Raw genomic sequence first — 14,140 nt, 5'->3', positions numbered from 1 at the left:
GGATTCTAACAAGCCTGTGGCGGCGAGTCTATCCGCCGGCAACCGAAGGCTGTGTCAGGGCCGAACCGGTTCCCCCTCCGCCCGATGCGATCTTGCAACGCCTGATTCGCCTGCTATACCGCTTCTCATTCCCGCTTACCTGCGCTCGTTCGCAGGAGTGAGCCTTGAGGAGACGACCATGTCAGACAAGAATGCGCCCGCGCCGGGATTCCAATACAGCATCACGAATTTGAAACCGGCGGAACCCGTGCATAAGGTCACCCTCACCTTCCCGGACGGCGCCCGCCGCGACTATCCCAAAAGCACCACGGGACTGGAGATTGCCAAGGGCATTTCGCCTTCGCTGGCCAAGCGCACCGTGGCGATGGCACTCGATGGCACGTTGGCCGACCTCAACGATCCGATCGAGAGCGATGCAAAGCTCGAGCTGGTCTCGCGCGACGATCCGCGCGCGCTCGAACTGATCCGCCACGACGCCGCCCACGTGCTCGCAGAAGCCGTGCAGTCGCTGTGGCCGGGAACTCAGGTCACGATCGGGCCTGTGATCGAAAACGGCTTCTATTACGACTTCTTCCGCAACGAGCCGTTCACCCCGGAAGATTTCGCCGCGATCGAGAGAAAGATGCGCGAGATCATCGCGCGCGACAAACCTTTCACGAAAGAAGTCTGGGATCGCGAAAAGACCAAGCAGGTCTTCCGCAACAAGGGGGAGAACTTCAAGGTCGAACTGGTCGACGCCATTCCCGGCAACGAGCCGATCAAGATCTATTTCCAGGGCGACTGGTTCGATCTGTGTCGCGGCCCGCACATGACCTCGACGGGCAAGATCGGAGGCGCCTTCAAACTGATGAAGGTTGCGGGTGCCTATTGGCGCGGCGATTCCAACAATCCGATGCTGACGCGGATCTACGGCACCGCCTTTGCCAAGCAGGAAGAGCTCGACGCTTACCTGAAGCAGATCGAGGAAGCCGAAAAGCGCGACCACCGCAAACTCGGCCGCGAGCTCGACCTGTTCCACTTCCAGGAGGAAGGCCCGGGCGTGGTGTTCTGGCACCCGAAGGGCTGGACCATCTTCCAGGCGCTGATCGCCTATATGCGCCGGCGGCTGACCGGAGACTATAGCGAGGTCAACGCGCCGCAGATTCTCGATAAGGTGCTGTGGGAGACTTCCGGTCACTGGGACTGGTATCGCGAAAACATGTTCGCCGCGCAGTCCGCCGGCGACGAGGCCGAGGACAAGCGCTGGTTTGCGCTGAAGCCGATGAACTGTCCCGGTCATGTTCAGATCTTCAAGCACGGCCTCAAGAGTTACCGCGACCTGCCTCTGCGGCTTGCAGAATTCGGTGTCGTGCACCGCTACGAGGCTTCCGGCGCCATGCATGGGCTGATGCGGGTGCGCGGCTTTACCCAGGACGACGCGCATGTGTTCTGCACCGAGGCGCAGCTTGCGGAGGAATGCCTCAAGATCAACGAGCTGATCCTTTCGACTTACGCCGACTTCGGCTTCGAGGGCGAACTCACGGTGAAGCTTTCGACGCGCCCCGAAAAGCGCGTCGGCACCGACGAGATGTGGGATCACGCCGAACGCGTGATGGCGACCGTGCTGAGCGAGATCGAAGCCAACAGCCACAATCAGCGCATCAAGACCGCGATCAATCCCGGCGAAGGCGCGTTCTACGGGCCTAAATTCGAATATGTGCTGCGCGATGCCATCGGCCGCGACTGGCAGTGCGGCACCACACAGGTCGACTTCAACCTGCCCGAACGCTTCGGCGCGTTCTACATCGATGCCGACGGCTCGAAGAAGGCGCCGGTCATGGTGCATCGCGCGATCTGCGGATCGATGGAGCGTTTCATCGGCATCCTGATCGAGCACTATGCCGGCAACTTCCCGCTCTGGCTCGCACCGATCCAGGCCGTTGTCACCACGATCACTTCGGAGGGCGACGAATACGCCAAGGTGGTCGCTGCCGCCGCGCGGCGCGCGGGCTTGCGGGTCGAGATCGATTTGCGCAACGAGAAGATCAACTACAAGGTCCGCGAGCATTCGCTGGCGAAAATTCCGGCGCTACTGGTGGTCGGCAAGAAGGAAGCCGAGACCCATTCGGTTTCGATTCGCCGGCTGGGCAGCGACGGACAAAAGGTGATGGCGACAGATGAGGCTATTGCCGCGCTTGTCGAAGAGGCAACACCGCCGGATGTGAAGCGAGCCCGATCGGTCGCGTGAAGAAAACGCGACAAAACAAAATCCAGAGCCCGGTTTTGATTCAATCAAAACCGGACAGGCTTTAGTGCAGCGGTTCCGAAATTCGAAGCGTGGCTCCGAAAAATGCTACGAACTTCGGAATCGGGACACTAGTGGAATGCCTGGGAAATCCAGCTTTTCTGGTCCTCGGCGGGCTCCAGACCGGCCGACTTCAGCACGTCGAGGGCTTGATGCGACCAGGGACTGTCGGGAAATTTTCGCTGCAGCACAGCCACTGCGACCACCAGGATCACCGTTCGGAGGACCAACTCATCGCTCCCTTCGATCATTTGTACGCTGGTATCGAGGACCCTTTTTCAAAGAATTGTATCGGGCTTGGCCGAGCAAGGAATTTTCTCCGTCATAATTGCTCTAAATTCGCTTCCATCGGCGCGGCGCCGCACCTATCTCCTAACGTGTGACGCCACCATTTGAGGAATTTGTTAGTGCCCGATGCCATTGAGCTTTTGAAGACCCGCCGCTCCGTCAAGCCACGCGAGATGACTGGCCCCGGCCCCTCGTCCACTGAGCTTGAAACCATTCTGACGATCGGCGCGCGGGTGCCCGACCATGGCAAGCTTGCGCCGTGGCGTTTCATTATCTTCGAAGGCGATGCCCGAATGCGTGCCGGCGAGGTCATCGCCGCTGTCTTTGCGCGCAAAAATCCAAATGCTTCCCCCGCCGAGATCGACGTCGAGAAAAAGCGCCTGACCGACGCGCCGCTCGTGATCGGCATCGTCAGCTTGACCAGGCCGCATCCCAAAGTGCCGCCGTGGGAGCAGGAATTGTCCGCAGGCGCGAGCGCGATGAACATCGTCACCGCTGCGACCGCGCTCGGCTACGGCGCCTGCTGGCTGACGGGATGGTTTTCCTTCGACCGCGACGTGCTCGATGGGCTCGGATTGAAGGCGGACGAAAAGCTCGCCGGCTTTGTCCATATCGGCTCGGTATCCAAACCAAGCGAGGACCGTCCGCGGCCGGCGTTGTCGGACCTCGTCACGCGATTTTAACTCCTCACGCCGCCTGCGATGCGCGTTCACCGAATCTCGACAGCAGTGCCGCGATCTCGCCGGCCGGCTTTGCGGCGCTGAACAGGAATCCCTGAACCTCGTTGCAGCCTTCGTTGCGCAGCCAGTCGAGCTGGTTGACGGTTTCGACGCCTTCCGCCGTTGTGGTGATGTTCAGGCTGCGGCCAAGACCCGAGATCGCCCTCACGATAGCAACGCAATCCGGCCGCTCGGCGATATCCTTGACGAAGGAACGGTCGATCTTGATCTTGTCGAACGGAAAGCTTCGCAAATAGCTGAGGCTGGAATAGCCGGTGCCGAAATCGTCCATCGAGATACTGACGCCGAGGCCGCGCAACTGATGCAGGATGGCGAGGTTGGCTTCGGTTTCGGCAAGAAAAACTGACTCGGTGATTTCAAGCTCGAGCCGCCGGGGCGACAGACCCGAATGCGCCAAGGCGGAGATCACGGCCTGAACCAGATTGCGGCTGCGGAACTGGACTGCCGACAGGTTGACGGCCACCTTGACGTCGCCGGGCCATTTGGTCGCTTCGTTGCAGGCCTCGCGCAATACCCACTCCCCGATCGCGACGATCAGGCCGATGTCTTCGGCAATCGGAATGAAATCCGCCGGCGAGATCATTCCCTTGTCGGGATGCTGCCAGCGCAACAGCGATTCAAATCCGCTGATGCGGTCGGCGCTAATGTCCACCAGCGGCTGATAGTGCAGTTCGAACTCGCCATTGGCGAAGGCGCGGCGCAGGTCAACTTCCATGTCACGGCGCTTTTGCGCCAGGCGGTCCATCTCACGCTCAAAGAAGCGGTGAACGCCACCGCCGTCGGACTTCGCCCGGTACAGCGCCATATCGGCGTTGCGCATCAGTTCTTCGGCTGTGACGCCATCGCTCGGCGACAGCGCGATGCCGATACTGGCGCCGATTACGACCTCAACTCCGTCGATATCGTAGCTCCTGCTCAACGCCTCGATCAGGCGGGTGGAGAAATCGCTGACCTCGTTCGGCGAGAGGTCGGAAGCCAGGATCAACGCAAACTCGTCGCCACCCAGCCTGGCGGCGAGATGGCTGCCGCGGACCTGCGACCGCAAGCGGTCGGCGACGAGCCGCAGCAGGCGGTCGCCCATCGGATGGCCAAAGGAGTCGTTGACGTTTTTGAACAGGTCGAGATCGACGCACAACACGGCGACGCGTTTCTTGCCGGCCTCGGCTTCCTCCAGCGCCTGGCGCAGCCGTTCCTGATAGAATTCGCGGTTGGGCAGGTCGGTCAGCCCGTCGTGATGGGCCATGTGGGCAATACGGGCCTCGGCCTTGCGCCGCTCGGTGATATCGACAATGGCGACGAGATAGCCGTCACGCCCGTCGAACATCACACGCCGCCCGAAAGTCAGCACATGGATTTCACTGCCGTCGGCCTTGATGTGCCGCCAGTTGCGCGGGGACTGATAGGCCTCCCCAAGATGCAGCAGCGCCTCCTTGTGGCTGTTCCGCTCGTCCGCGGGCCAGATCTCGTCGAGCTTCATGGTGAGAAATTTCTCGCGGCTGTAGCCGTAGTGCTGGATCGCCGCGTCGTTGACGCTGATAAAGCCGGTCGTTTCGGGATCGAACACCCACATCGGCATCGGATTGTTGTCAAACAACAACCGGAAGGAAGCTTCCCGCCGTTTCAGGGCCGTTACATCGGAGACAGTCAAAGCGAGAATGTCGCCGAACGCAGTGGCGCCCAATTTCAGGTTTCGATCGTCGCTGTCGATCTCGAACTGATCTCCCGCGCCGCTTCTCACGACACCAAGCAATCGCTCGATCACCTCTGAGCCGCACAGAAGATTTCGGTTTGAGCTGAGCCGCTGCCACAGCAGCTCGATCGCGGGGACTTTGAGCAACCGCGCGGCTCCCGCATTGAGATGCACGATCTGGAAATCGAACGGCTCACCTTGCGAATTCCTGATCGCCGCGAGCGACAAAACGCCCTCATCGGTGGCGGAAAAAATCGCATCGAGCAGATTGTATTGGGACTCGCGCTCATTGATGTAGACGCCGATCAGCGTGTGGCCCCAGCGCGACGAGGTCGGAAGCGCAAGAATGTTGTAGGTCTGCACCAGGCCTTCGCGCACGCAATGAGCGGATGCCAGATGGGGGCGGCTGTTATTGAGCGCGCATGCGGCCGCCTCGGCAAGGACGGTCGCGCAATCCGGCGACAGCTGGCCGATCGGAACATTCCAATGATCCTGACCCAGCCACTTCTGCGCGTAGCGGCCGGTGCGCAATACTTCGAGCCCGTTGATGCCGCCCTTGAGCAGAACAATGTGATCGGCGAGCCGGCCAAGACTGCCGAGCATCACGTCTTCGTAAGCCGGCAGCTTGTCGCCCGGCCGCACCGCCGCATGCCACTTGCGCTGCAAGATCGGGACATCGTCGAACATCTCCGCAATGGACTTTCCGGACGACTTCCTGGCAGCAAGCATGACGTTCCCCCAAGCCGCAAATTTTGCGTCATCCAATGCGGGGGCACTTAAGGCAGCGTAAAAATTTCGCGTGGCGGGTGTCAGGACAGCGATTATGACGGTTTTAAATCGCGTGATGGTTAGTGCGCGTTAGAAACTATGACAGCGCATGTCGGCTGCCATCAGCGCGCGACGACTTCGACCTCGCCATCGACGCCGTTGACGACGTTGAACGAGCGCTCGTACACCTTGCCTTCGTTCTTGGCGATCGCCCGATATTCGCCCTCGGACAATATGACCTTGGGAAATGCGCCGATCGATTCCTTGATGACGTCGCCGCCCGGCGTGATCACCGACCACGCGGTGTTGGCCAGCGCTTCGCCGCCGCGGTCACTGACAAGCTTGAGCGTGATGACGGCAGCGCGATGGGTGATGATGACGTCTGTAAGTTTGCTCGCCTGCACGCGAATGTCAGACCGCACCACCGAATTGGCATCGCCGTAGTTGGAAATGATGTAGTAGGTGCCCTCGGGCACGAGCACGACGTCGCCGGCAGCGACGTTGGGCACGAGCGAGGCGCGCTCGCCGACCTCGAACTGGCTGCCCTTGTAGATCGCAAACGAAATCTGGTTCTGTGGAATCTTCGAGGTGCCGACGCGGCCCTCGATGCGCAGGCCCCCGGCGGGAAGGATAAAGGATTCGCGATCGGTCTCCGCCTTCAGGGTGACCGGCCGCACGGCGCTGACAAGGCCGAGCGCCACGTCAATGACGTAGTTACCGGGCGGCAGCACGATGTTCGGAGTTGCGCTGCGGTCCTCGCGGACCATCTTCATATTTCCGGTCTCGTCCGGCCGATCGGAAAAGACGCGCCAGACCAGCCCGCCGGTGACGGCCGGAAGGTCTTTGCCAAAACGCGCCGTCAACGCCAGCACCCCCTGGTTGGGTATGACAGCACCCTGGGGTGCGACGACGGGCGGGACGGCGGCGACGGCCGGCGGCGCGGTCAACGGCGGCGGCAGACTGGGTCCGGATGCCGGACCGGAGGACGGCGCGAGGTTCATCGCAGGTCCGGCCGGAACGTCCGGAACAGAGGCCGGCGGCACCGGCGGCGGCCGGTCGCTGAACATTTGCGCCGAAACGGGGGCGACAAGGACCGAACCCAAAAGCAAGGCAAATAGAGGCATGAGGCACGAACGCCCGCTCCGCCGCAATCCGCCGGTACCCTGCCTTCCCCAAATCATGATGCATGCTTTTCACTGAAAACGCGGCAAATTCAAGCCTACGTTGGCCGACCCCGGTTTGAACCGGGACAAAGGGAACCCAGCGCCAGCCGCGCCCGTTACCCTTCGTGCTCGCCGCGGTCTCGTCACAATCTGGCGTTCAACCCCCAGCATAAACCATGCTTGTCAGCCATTCTGGTGAGAGCGGCCGTCTCGCGGTAGCTTTCTTGTATCCGGAAGGAGGTCGTTTTTCGGTGTTGGATAATTGGATCAGACGAGGCCAAAACGGCGGAGAAGTCCGGGACGGGACGGCTGGCCGGCGGCCGGTCATCGGGCTTGCGCTCGGCGGCGGGGCGGCGCGCGGCTTTGCCCATATCGGCATCGTCCGGACCCTGATCGATTACGGCATCGTCCCCAACGTCGTGGTCGGCACCTCGATGGGGGCCGTGGTCGGAGGGGCCTTTGCGGCGGGGCACCTCGACAGGCTGGAAGAATGGGCGCGCGGGCTGCAACCGCGTAGCGTTCTTTCCTATCTCGATCTCAAGCTCAACGGCTCCGGCCTGATCGGCGGCGACAAGCTGGCTGCGGAGCTCGAGGCTTCGCTTGGCCAGATCCTGATCGAGGATCTGCCGCTGAAATTCGCCTCCGTCGCGACCGAAGTCCGCACCGGCCACGAAACCTGGCTGACCCACGGCCGCATCGTGGATGCGATGCGCGCTTCGTATGCGTTGCCTGGCATTTTTGCGCCGGTGCTCGCTGGCGACCGCTGGCTGGTCGATGGCGCGCTGGTCAACCCGGTGCCGGTATCGGTGGCCCGCGCCCTTGGCGCGGAAATCGTCATCGCCGCCAACCTCTCAAGCGACATCTTTGCTCATTCGACCACGATCTATTCGCACGGTGCGTCCGCCGTCGCGCAGGAAGTGCCGGCTGAACCCAGTCCACCGAAGCGCGGAATCGGCAAGTTTTTCTCCGCCGAGCGTGCGGTCAAACGCGAATTTTTCGGCAGCGGCGGACGGCCGGGCATTTCCTCGGTCATGGTCGATGCCTTCAACATCATGCAGGATCGCATTACCCGCGCGCGGCTTGCCGGCGATCCGCCGGATCTGTTGATCACGCCCCGGATCGGCCAGGTCGGCTGGTTCGACTTTCACCGCGCCGACGAGCTGATCGCGCACGGCGCGCGCGCTGCCGAACGGGCGCTCGCCTCCATCCAGGAAGTGATCGACGTGCTGGCACCTACACCGGTCACGGCGAAGGCCGTGATCGATGACTAGGGCGCGGCTTTTGGGCAGAGCGGACATCAATCAGCCGACAATCCCTGCTGAATCGACTCGGACATCGCACCTTCTTGGCTATTTTTGTTTGATGAGCTGCTTGGCGGCTCGCGAAGCAGCATCGATGTAGCTTCGATCGCCGTGAATGAGCATCAGTGCCATCGAACCTTCGATCAGCAACATCACGTCGCGCGCTCGCTCCTGCGGTCGCCCGACTCGCGCCTTTGCGAGGCGCCCGGCAAGCCAAGCCTCCGTCGTCGTCTTGTGACGCCGGGCAATAGCACGGGCCGGATGGCCCGGGAGATCGGCAAGCTCGACCACAAGCCTCGTGAACCCCGAACCGGACCATCGGGGCGTCGCGCCCGCCCAGCCGGCCATTTGGTTGAAAAGGGACTCGATCATTCCAATCTGATCGTCAGGCGTCCGCTCGCCGATGCGCTGGAGCCGTGCCGCAGCCAATTCGCCGTAACGCAACAGCACTGCGGCTAAAAGGTCGTCCTTGCTGCGGAAGTACGAGTATAGCGTCCGCTTGGTCAGATTTGCCTCGGCGGCAATTCTGTCTACGTTTGTACGCGTGAACCCTGAACGCCAGAATAACTCATAGGCTGCATCCACGATGCGCTGCCGGGTTTGATCCGTCTTCCTGCGCATCGGTGCCCCATTTTATAAATATACTGGTCAGTGAGTTTACAGCATCCAGCCGTCCTGAAAAGTTGCGATGAAGAGGAGGCACATTCAATGGGGTTCACATCACTGACGTTCAAGAGCATCAGGGCGCGCCCGGTTGTGCTCAAGCTAAAGCGTCCGGTTGTGGCACGCATAGCCACCATCACCGACTGGCCCCTGATTCTCATCGACCTCTACACCGAGGAGGGCGTGGTCGGGCGAAGTTATCTCGAGCCCTACACTGCGAAAACCATGCGGTATCTGATTCCTGCACTTCACGATTTCGGCGAAATGCTCAAGGGCCGGAAGGTGACCCCCATCGAATTGTATGATGTCGCGCGCAAGTCTCTTCACTTTGTCGGCTATCAGGGCTTGTCCATGATTGCCGTCTCTGGGCTCGACATGGCGGCCTGGGATGTTCTGGCCAAGGCGGCTGGCTTGCCGCTTTGCGTGCTGCTGGGCGGCTCGGTAGGGCCCGTGAAATCGTACAATAGCAATGGACTATGGCTTCAAGAGCCTGAAGTGGTAGCCGCCGAGGCGATCGAGCTGCGCGACGAAGGAGGCTTCAGCGGCCTCAAGTTGCGGCTCGGTCGCGATCGAGTTCGCGAAGATATGGCAACCCTGGAAGCTGTGCGCAGGGCGGTCGGCGAAGACATGCAGGTCATGGTCGATTTCAATCAGTGCCTGGATCTGGGAGATGCCTTACAGCGGTGCCATGCGATCGACGATTTCGGCCTGGCCTGGATCGAAGAGCCAATCGTCTACGACAACCTCGACGGTTACACCCAGCTTGCTGCCGAGCTAAAGACGCCGCTTCAGATCGGTGAGAATTTCTACGGGCCTCGCGACCTTCATAAGGCGCTCCAGAGCAAGGCGTGCGACTTGGTGATGCCCGACTTCATGCGCATCGGCGGTGTCACCGGCTGGCTCCGAGCTGCGGCAATCGCAGGAACGGCAGGCGTGCCAATATCCACGCATCTCTATCCGGAAGTGGCCGCTCACGTGATGCGAGTTACCGAGACCGCGCATTGGCTTGAGTGGCAGGACTGGGCCGATCCGATTCTACAGAAGCCTTATGAAATCAAAGATAGCCTGCTCCATATTCCAGACGTGCCTGGCATCGGATTGGAATGGAATGAGGACGCGGTAGCGGCAAACCAGGCTGATTTCTAAGCTCCGGAATCCACTCAGGCCGTCTTGATGTACTCGCGCAGCACTTCCTGCTCGTGTTCATATTCCTTCACGCGCCATTTGACGACGTCGCCGATCGAAATCAGGCCAACCACCCGGTCGCCGTCGAGCACCGGCAAATGGCGGAATTTTCCGAGCGTCATCATTTCCATGATCGCGCCGACGGTGTCGGACTGCTTGCAGCTGACGACCTTGCGCGTCATCACCGCGCTGACGGATTCATCGAGCACCGACGCGCCTCGCTCGCCCAGCACGCGCACGATGTCCCGCTCCGACAGGATGCCCTCGATCCGGCCCGCGCTCATCACCAGCACGGCGCCGATCTTGCGTTCGGCCAGCGTTTTGACGGCGGCGGAAAGCTTCGCCTCCGGTTCAACACTCGTGATTTGGTGACCCTTGGTATCGAGAATTGCACGTACCGTCATTGTCGCCTCCTTGAAGCCGATCGCGCTCTTGAACGAGCACGTTCTTGTTTCACTTTAGAGTCTGCAAACAACAGTGTGGCGCCGATTTGGTTGCGCGCGCCGCGGTCAATGCCTAGAGCACATCACGGTCTTATGCCGTGCCGCTTGGTCCGAATGATGGATGAAATCGCCTGACCCCGCAAGCGAGCGGCCAGAAAATCAGGCCTGATCCTGCGGCGACGCATCTGCAGCATGGGTTGCGGCCGGAGGAACCGGATCGAACAGCGAAAACAGCAAAAGTCCGGCGAGAAAGCCGCCGATATGTGCCTGCCAGGCGACTTTGAGGCCTTCCATGCCTATCGCAATCGATCCAATGCCGAAAATGATGTTGACGCCGAACCAGATGGCGAGAAAGGCGAGCACACGGCGGTCACGCAGGGCTTGCCACAGGGACAGCGCCGGCACTTTGGCGGCGGCGTCGGCATCGCCACGGCTGAAGGAGAGGAAGCTGCCTTGCACGAACGCAAAGCGGATGGCCGCCGCCATGGCGCCCGACACGGAGGCCGACGCACCGATCATCGCCGCCGGATCATGTTCATCCGTGATCAGATGGGCCAGCGCGCCCGCCGCCGCCGTGACCGCCATGAAGACAAAGAAGCGGACCGCGCCGAAACGCCGTGCCAGTGCGCTGCCAAATGGCAACAGCCACAGCACGTTGAAGCCGATGTGGGTCAGGTTGGCGTGTAACAAGGAATAAGTGACGAAGGTCCAGAACTTGGCGCCCTCCCCGCCCGCAATGGCGGCCGTGAGCAGCGTCGAATCGTAGCGCTTGGGAATGAAGCCGAAGACCTCGACGGTCCAGTTCTCCAGATCGGGCGGCAACAGGACCCGCAAGTGAATGATCGCCAACAGCAGGATATAGCCGGTCAACGCACCCGGTAGCGTCAGGAACGGCTCGCGCGGGGGCCGTGGCGGCAATTCCGGCAGGATTTCCGGCACAGAGTCTTCAGGTATCGATTCCAAGGGGCTGCGATCTCTGCAAGCAAACGATGCGCCCCATTAGAGGGTTTTGCGGCGAAGTGGAAGCCGGTTGGCATACGGCGCGGCAACCCGCTATCCTTATATTCAATGGTAAGAAGGCCTACGAAATTGGGCCGCACGGGAGAGAAACACCATGAATTTCCATCGCAGAACCGTCCTTGGCGGTCTTGCGTCGCTAGCGGTTCCGCTTCCTGCTCTCGTCAAGCCGGCTGGCGCCGCCGACAAGGTCAAGATCGGCTTTCTGCTGAAAACCATGCAAGAGGAGCGCTACCAGCGCGACAAGGCCGCCTTCCTTGCCAAAGCCAAGGCGCTGGGCGCCGAAGTCGTCTTCGACTCCGCCAACAATGACGAACAGGCGCAGCTTGCGGCATTCGAAAACATGCTGTCGCGGGGCGCGAGAGCGATCGTACTGCAGCCGGTGAATACCGGCACCGCCGGCGGTATGGTCACGTCGGCTCACAAGAGCGGCGTCAAGGTGATCGGTTACGATGCGATGCTGCTCAATGGCCCGCTCGACGCCATGGTGATGCAGGATAGCTGGGCTGTCGGCAAGCTACAGGCCGAAGCCATGGTGGCATGGCTCAAGGCGAAATACGGCTCGGTCAAAGGCAATGTCGTGCTTATCCGCGGACAGCCGGGTGACTCCAATGCCAATACGATGAGCAGCGGCGTCCTCGAAGTGCTGAAGGCTAACCCGGGGCTCAAGTTGGTCGCCGATCAGTCGCATGAGGGATGGTCGCCCGACAAGGCGATGGCCACCATCGAGAACCTTCTGGTGAAATCCGGAAACAAGATCGACGCCATCATCTGCAACAACTCCGGCATGGCCCGCGGCGTTATCGCCGCTCTCGATGCCCAGGGGCTCGCCAGCGCGGAGAAGGTTTTCGTCGCCGGCTCCGACGCCGATCTCGTCAACATCCAGTACGTCGCCCAGGGCAAGCAGGCTGTCGACATCTGGAAGAAGATCAATCCGCTGGCCGAAAGTGCTGCTGAAATCGCGGTGACGCTGGCAACTCATCCTGATAAGGACGCGAAGTCTCTCGTCAAGGCCGACCGCGTCATCAATAACGGCGCGGTCGATGTGCCGACCCTCGTGACGCCGGTCGTGTTGGTCGACAAGAACAATCTCAACCAGACGATCATCGCCGAAGGATTTTACACCCATAAGCAGGTCTACGGAAAATAGCTAGGATCCGATTCTAACATTCGCATGCCTTTTCAGCGCACATTTTTGCGAATGCCAGAATCATAGGACCGCCAGCAAATACATGTTTCTGGTGGAGTTTAGGATTTAACGTTCGCTTTCCGCGTTTGCTGCTAGCTGGGTAGCGAATGTCAAATCCACTCCACTAGCCGCGAGAAGAGACCGGAATTGCCCGAGCCGATGCGCATGTCCGAAATCGTTTTGAAGATGGAGCACATCGTCAAGGAATTCCCGGGCGTCAGGGCGCTCGACGACGTCAACTTCGAGGCGCGCGCCGGTGAAGTACTGGCGCTGATGGGCGAGAACGGCGCCGGCAAATCGACGCTGATGAAAGTGCTCGGCGGCGTCTGGCCCTATCCCTCCTATCAGGGCGAGATTTTCATCAGGGGAGAGCGGCAGAGGTTTCAGAGCCCACGCCAGGCCATGGATGCGGGAATTGCGATCATCCATCAGGAGCTCAACCTGATTGCCGAACTCTCCGTTGCCGAGAATATTTTTCTCGATCGCCACCCGACCAATGCGATCGGCGCCATCGATTGGCGCCAGCTGAACCGCGACGCCGAAGCCCTCCTCAACGAGTTGGGGATCGTCGACGTCAAGCCCACCGACCAGGTGAAACACATTGCCGTCGGCAAGCAACAGATGGTCGAAATCGCCAAGGCGCTGTCGAAGCGGGCGAACATCCTCATTCTCGACGAGCCGACATCCGCATTGACTGACAAGGAGGTCGCCGAGCTGTTCCGCGTGATCCGCAAGCTGCGGGAGAGCGGCGTCTGCATGTGCTACATTTCGCACAAAATGGAAGAGATCGCGGCGATCGCCGATCGCGTCGCGGTGTTGCGCGACGGCCGGACGATCGGCGAGACCACCGCAGTCTCCGACATCACGCTCGATCAGGTCATCGCCCGGATGGTCGGCCGCGAGTTGAAGGAGATGTATCCGGAAAGTACGCACCAGCGCGGCGAGAAGATTCTGGAAGTCAGGAATTTTAGCGTGGACCATCCCGCGCTGCCCGGCGAATACAAGGTCAAGGACGCTTCGTTCTCGGCCTATCGCGGCGAAATCCTCGGGCTCTGCGGCCTGATGGGCGCGGGTCGCACCACGCTCGTCTCCGCCATTTTCGGCGCCTATCCGCAGGCGACACATGGCGACGTTCTGGTCGACGGCAAGAAGGCGGACATTCGCTCACCTGCCGACGCCATCGAATACGGGATCGCGCTCCTGACCGAGGACCGCAAGGCACTCGGCCTGTTCCTGAACCAGCCGATCACCTTCAACACCACGATTTCGTCGTTGCAGGCGATCAGCTCGGCGCCGATCGGGATCATCGATACCGACCGCGAACAGTCGGTGACCGAGAGTTACATCGCGCAGCTCAACATCAAGGCGTCGGGCGCCGACACCATTGTTGGAACGCTCTCGGGCGGCAA

12 protein-coding genes are annotated in these 14,140 nt (G+C 60.9%); 6 read left to right on the top strand and 6 right to left on the bottom strand.

The features are described from left to right. The first annotated feature begins 178 nt into the window (after positions 1-178). Positions 179-2,227 carry a threonine--tRNA ligase gene (gene thrS, locus WB528_RS21095; protein WP_423890353.1) on the top strand — a complete coding sequence of 683 codons (2,049 nt, stop codon included), beginning with the start codon at positions 179-181 and terminating at the stop codon, positions 2,225-2,227. A gap of 128 nt (positions 2,228-2,355) precedes the next feature. Here the strand turns inward: thrS and WB528_RS21090 are convergent, their stop codons facing one another. Continuing rightward, a complete protein-coding gene (locus WB528_RS21090) occupies positions 2,356-2,514 on the bottom strand; it encodes a hypothetical protein (protein WP_423890352.1) in 159 nt (52 codons plus the stop codon). A gap of 177 nt (positions 2,515-2,691) precedes the next feature. On the opposite strand from WB528_RS21090, the gene WB528_RS21085 reads away from it, so the two are divergent. Then, entirely contained in the window at positions 2,692-3,255 is a 564-nt protein-coding gene (locus tag WB528_RS21085) for a nitroreductase family protein (protein ID WP_423890351.1), read from the top strand. A 4-nt stretch (positions 3,256-3,259) separates the two neighbouring features. Here the strand turns inward: WB528_RS21085 and WB528_RS21080 are convergent, their stop codons facing one another. Both WB528_RS21080 and WB528_RS21075 read right to left on the bottom strand, forming a co-directional pair. Next, on the bottom strand, positions 3,260-5,731 hold the full coding sequence (locus WB528_RS21080; RefSeq protein ID WP_423890350.1) for a putative bifunctional diguanylate cyclase/phosphodiesterase: 2,472 nt from the start codon (positions 5,729-5,731) through the stop codon (positions 3,260-3,262). Positions 5,732-5,892: 161 nt separating this feature from the next. Beyond that, positions 5,893-6,951 (bottom strand): hypothetical protein, encoded by a 1,059-nt coding sequence (locus WB528_RS21075; protein ID WP_423890349.1) that lies wholly within the window; start codon positions 6,949-6,951, stop codon positions 5,893-5,895. Between the two features lie 233 nt (positions 6,952-7,184). Here WB528_RS21075 and WB528_RS21070 point away from each other — a divergent pair, with 233 nt between their 5' ends. After that, positions 7,185-8,204: a patatin-like phospholipase family protein gene (locus WB528_RS21070; RefSeq protein ID WP_423890348.1), complete on the top strand. Its 1,020-nt coding sequence runs from the start codon at positions 7,185-7,187 to the stop codon at positions 8,202-8,204. Positions 8,205-8,282: 78 nt separating this feature from the next. Here WB528_RS21070 and WB528_RS21065 read toward each other — a convergent pair whose 3' ends face one another. Beyond that, positions 8,283-8,855: a TetR/AcrR family transcriptional regulator gene (locus tag WB528_RS21065; RefSeq protein WP_423890347.1), complete on the bottom strand. Its 573-nt coding sequence runs from the start codon at positions 8,853-8,855 to the stop codon at positions 8,283-8,285. Positions 8,856-8,885: 30 nt separating this feature from the next. Between WB528_RS21065 and WB528_RS21060 the strand changes: the two genes are divergently transcribed. Next, a complete protein-coding gene (locus WB528_RS21060; RefSeq protein ID WP_423890346.1) occupies positions 8,886-10,043 on the top strand; it encodes an enolase C-terminal domain-like protein in 1,158 nt (385 codons plus the stop codon). A gap of 14 nt (positions 10,044-10,057) precedes the next feature. Here the strand turns inward: WB528_RS21060 and WB528_RS21055 are convergent, their stop codons facing one another. Both WB528_RS21055 and WB528_RS21050 read right to left on the bottom strand, forming a co-directional pair. Then, positions 10,058-10,486, bottom strand: coding sequence for a CBS domain-containing protein (locus WB528_RS21055; protein ID WP_423890345.1), 429 nt, complete (start codon positions 10,484-10,486; stop codon positions 10,058-10,060). A 198-nt stretch (positions 10,487-10,684) separates the two neighbouring features. Next, positions 10,685-11,488 (bottom strand): rhomboid family intramembrane serine protease, encoded by an 804-nt coding sequence (locus WB528_RS21050; RefSeq protein ID WP_423890344.1) that lies wholly within the window; start codon positions 11,486-11,488, stop codon positions 10,685-10,687. Between the two features lie 151 nt (positions 11,489-11,639). Here WB528_RS21050 and WB528_RS21045 point away from each other — a divergent pair, with 151 nt between their 5' ends. Continuing rightward, the gene (locus WB528_RS21045) at positions 11,640-12,692 is read left to right on the top strand and encodes a substrate-binding domain-containing protein (RefSeq protein WP_423890343.1); all 1,053 of its coding nucleotides are present in this window, start codon (positions 11,640-11,642) and stop codon (positions 12,690-12,692) included. A 204-nt stretch (positions 12,693-12,896) separates the two neighbouring features. Beyond that, on the top strand, positions 12,897-14,140 hold a 1,244-nt coding region (locus tag WB528_RS21040), incomplete at its 3' end, for a sugar ABC transporter ATP-binding protein (RefSeq protein WP_423890342.1).

The organism is Bradyrhizobium sp. (assembly GCF_049586575.1).
Lineage (GTDB): Bacteria > Pseudomonadota > Alphaproteobacteria > Rhizobiales > Xanthobacteraceae > Bradyrhizobium.
Note: the sequence above shows the minus strand (reverse complement) of the source record. Positions and strands in the feature narration are given on the sequence as shown.

What these genes read in the sequence shown, in the direction of transcription:
- thrS (WP_423890353.1), top strand. Translation starts at nt 179, where the DNA reads ATGTCAGACAAGAATGCGCCCGCGCCGGGATTCCAATACAGCATCACG.
- WB528_RS21080 (WP_423890350.1), bottom strand. Translation starts at nt 5,731, where the DNA reads ATGCTTGCTGCCAGGAAGTCGTCCGGAAAGTCCATTGCGGAGATGTTC.
- WB528_RS21075 (WP_423890349.1), bottom strand. Translation starts at nt 6,951, where the DNA reads ATGATTTGGGGAAGGCAGGGTACCGGCGGATTGCGGCGGAGCGGGCGT.
- WB528_RS21065 (WP_423890347.1), bottom strand. Translation starts at nt 8,855, where the DNA reads ATGCGCAGGAAGACGGATCAAACCCGGCAGCGCATCGTGGATGCAGCC.
- WB528_RS21055 (WP_423890345.1), bottom strand. Translation starts at nt 10,486, where the DNA reads ATGACGGTACGTGCAATTCTCGATACCAAGGGTCACCAAATCACGAGT.
- WB528_RS21045 (WP_423890343.1), top strand. Translation starts at nt 11,640, where the DNA reads ATGAATTTCCATCGCAGAACCGTCCTTGGCGGTCTTGCGTCGCTAGCG.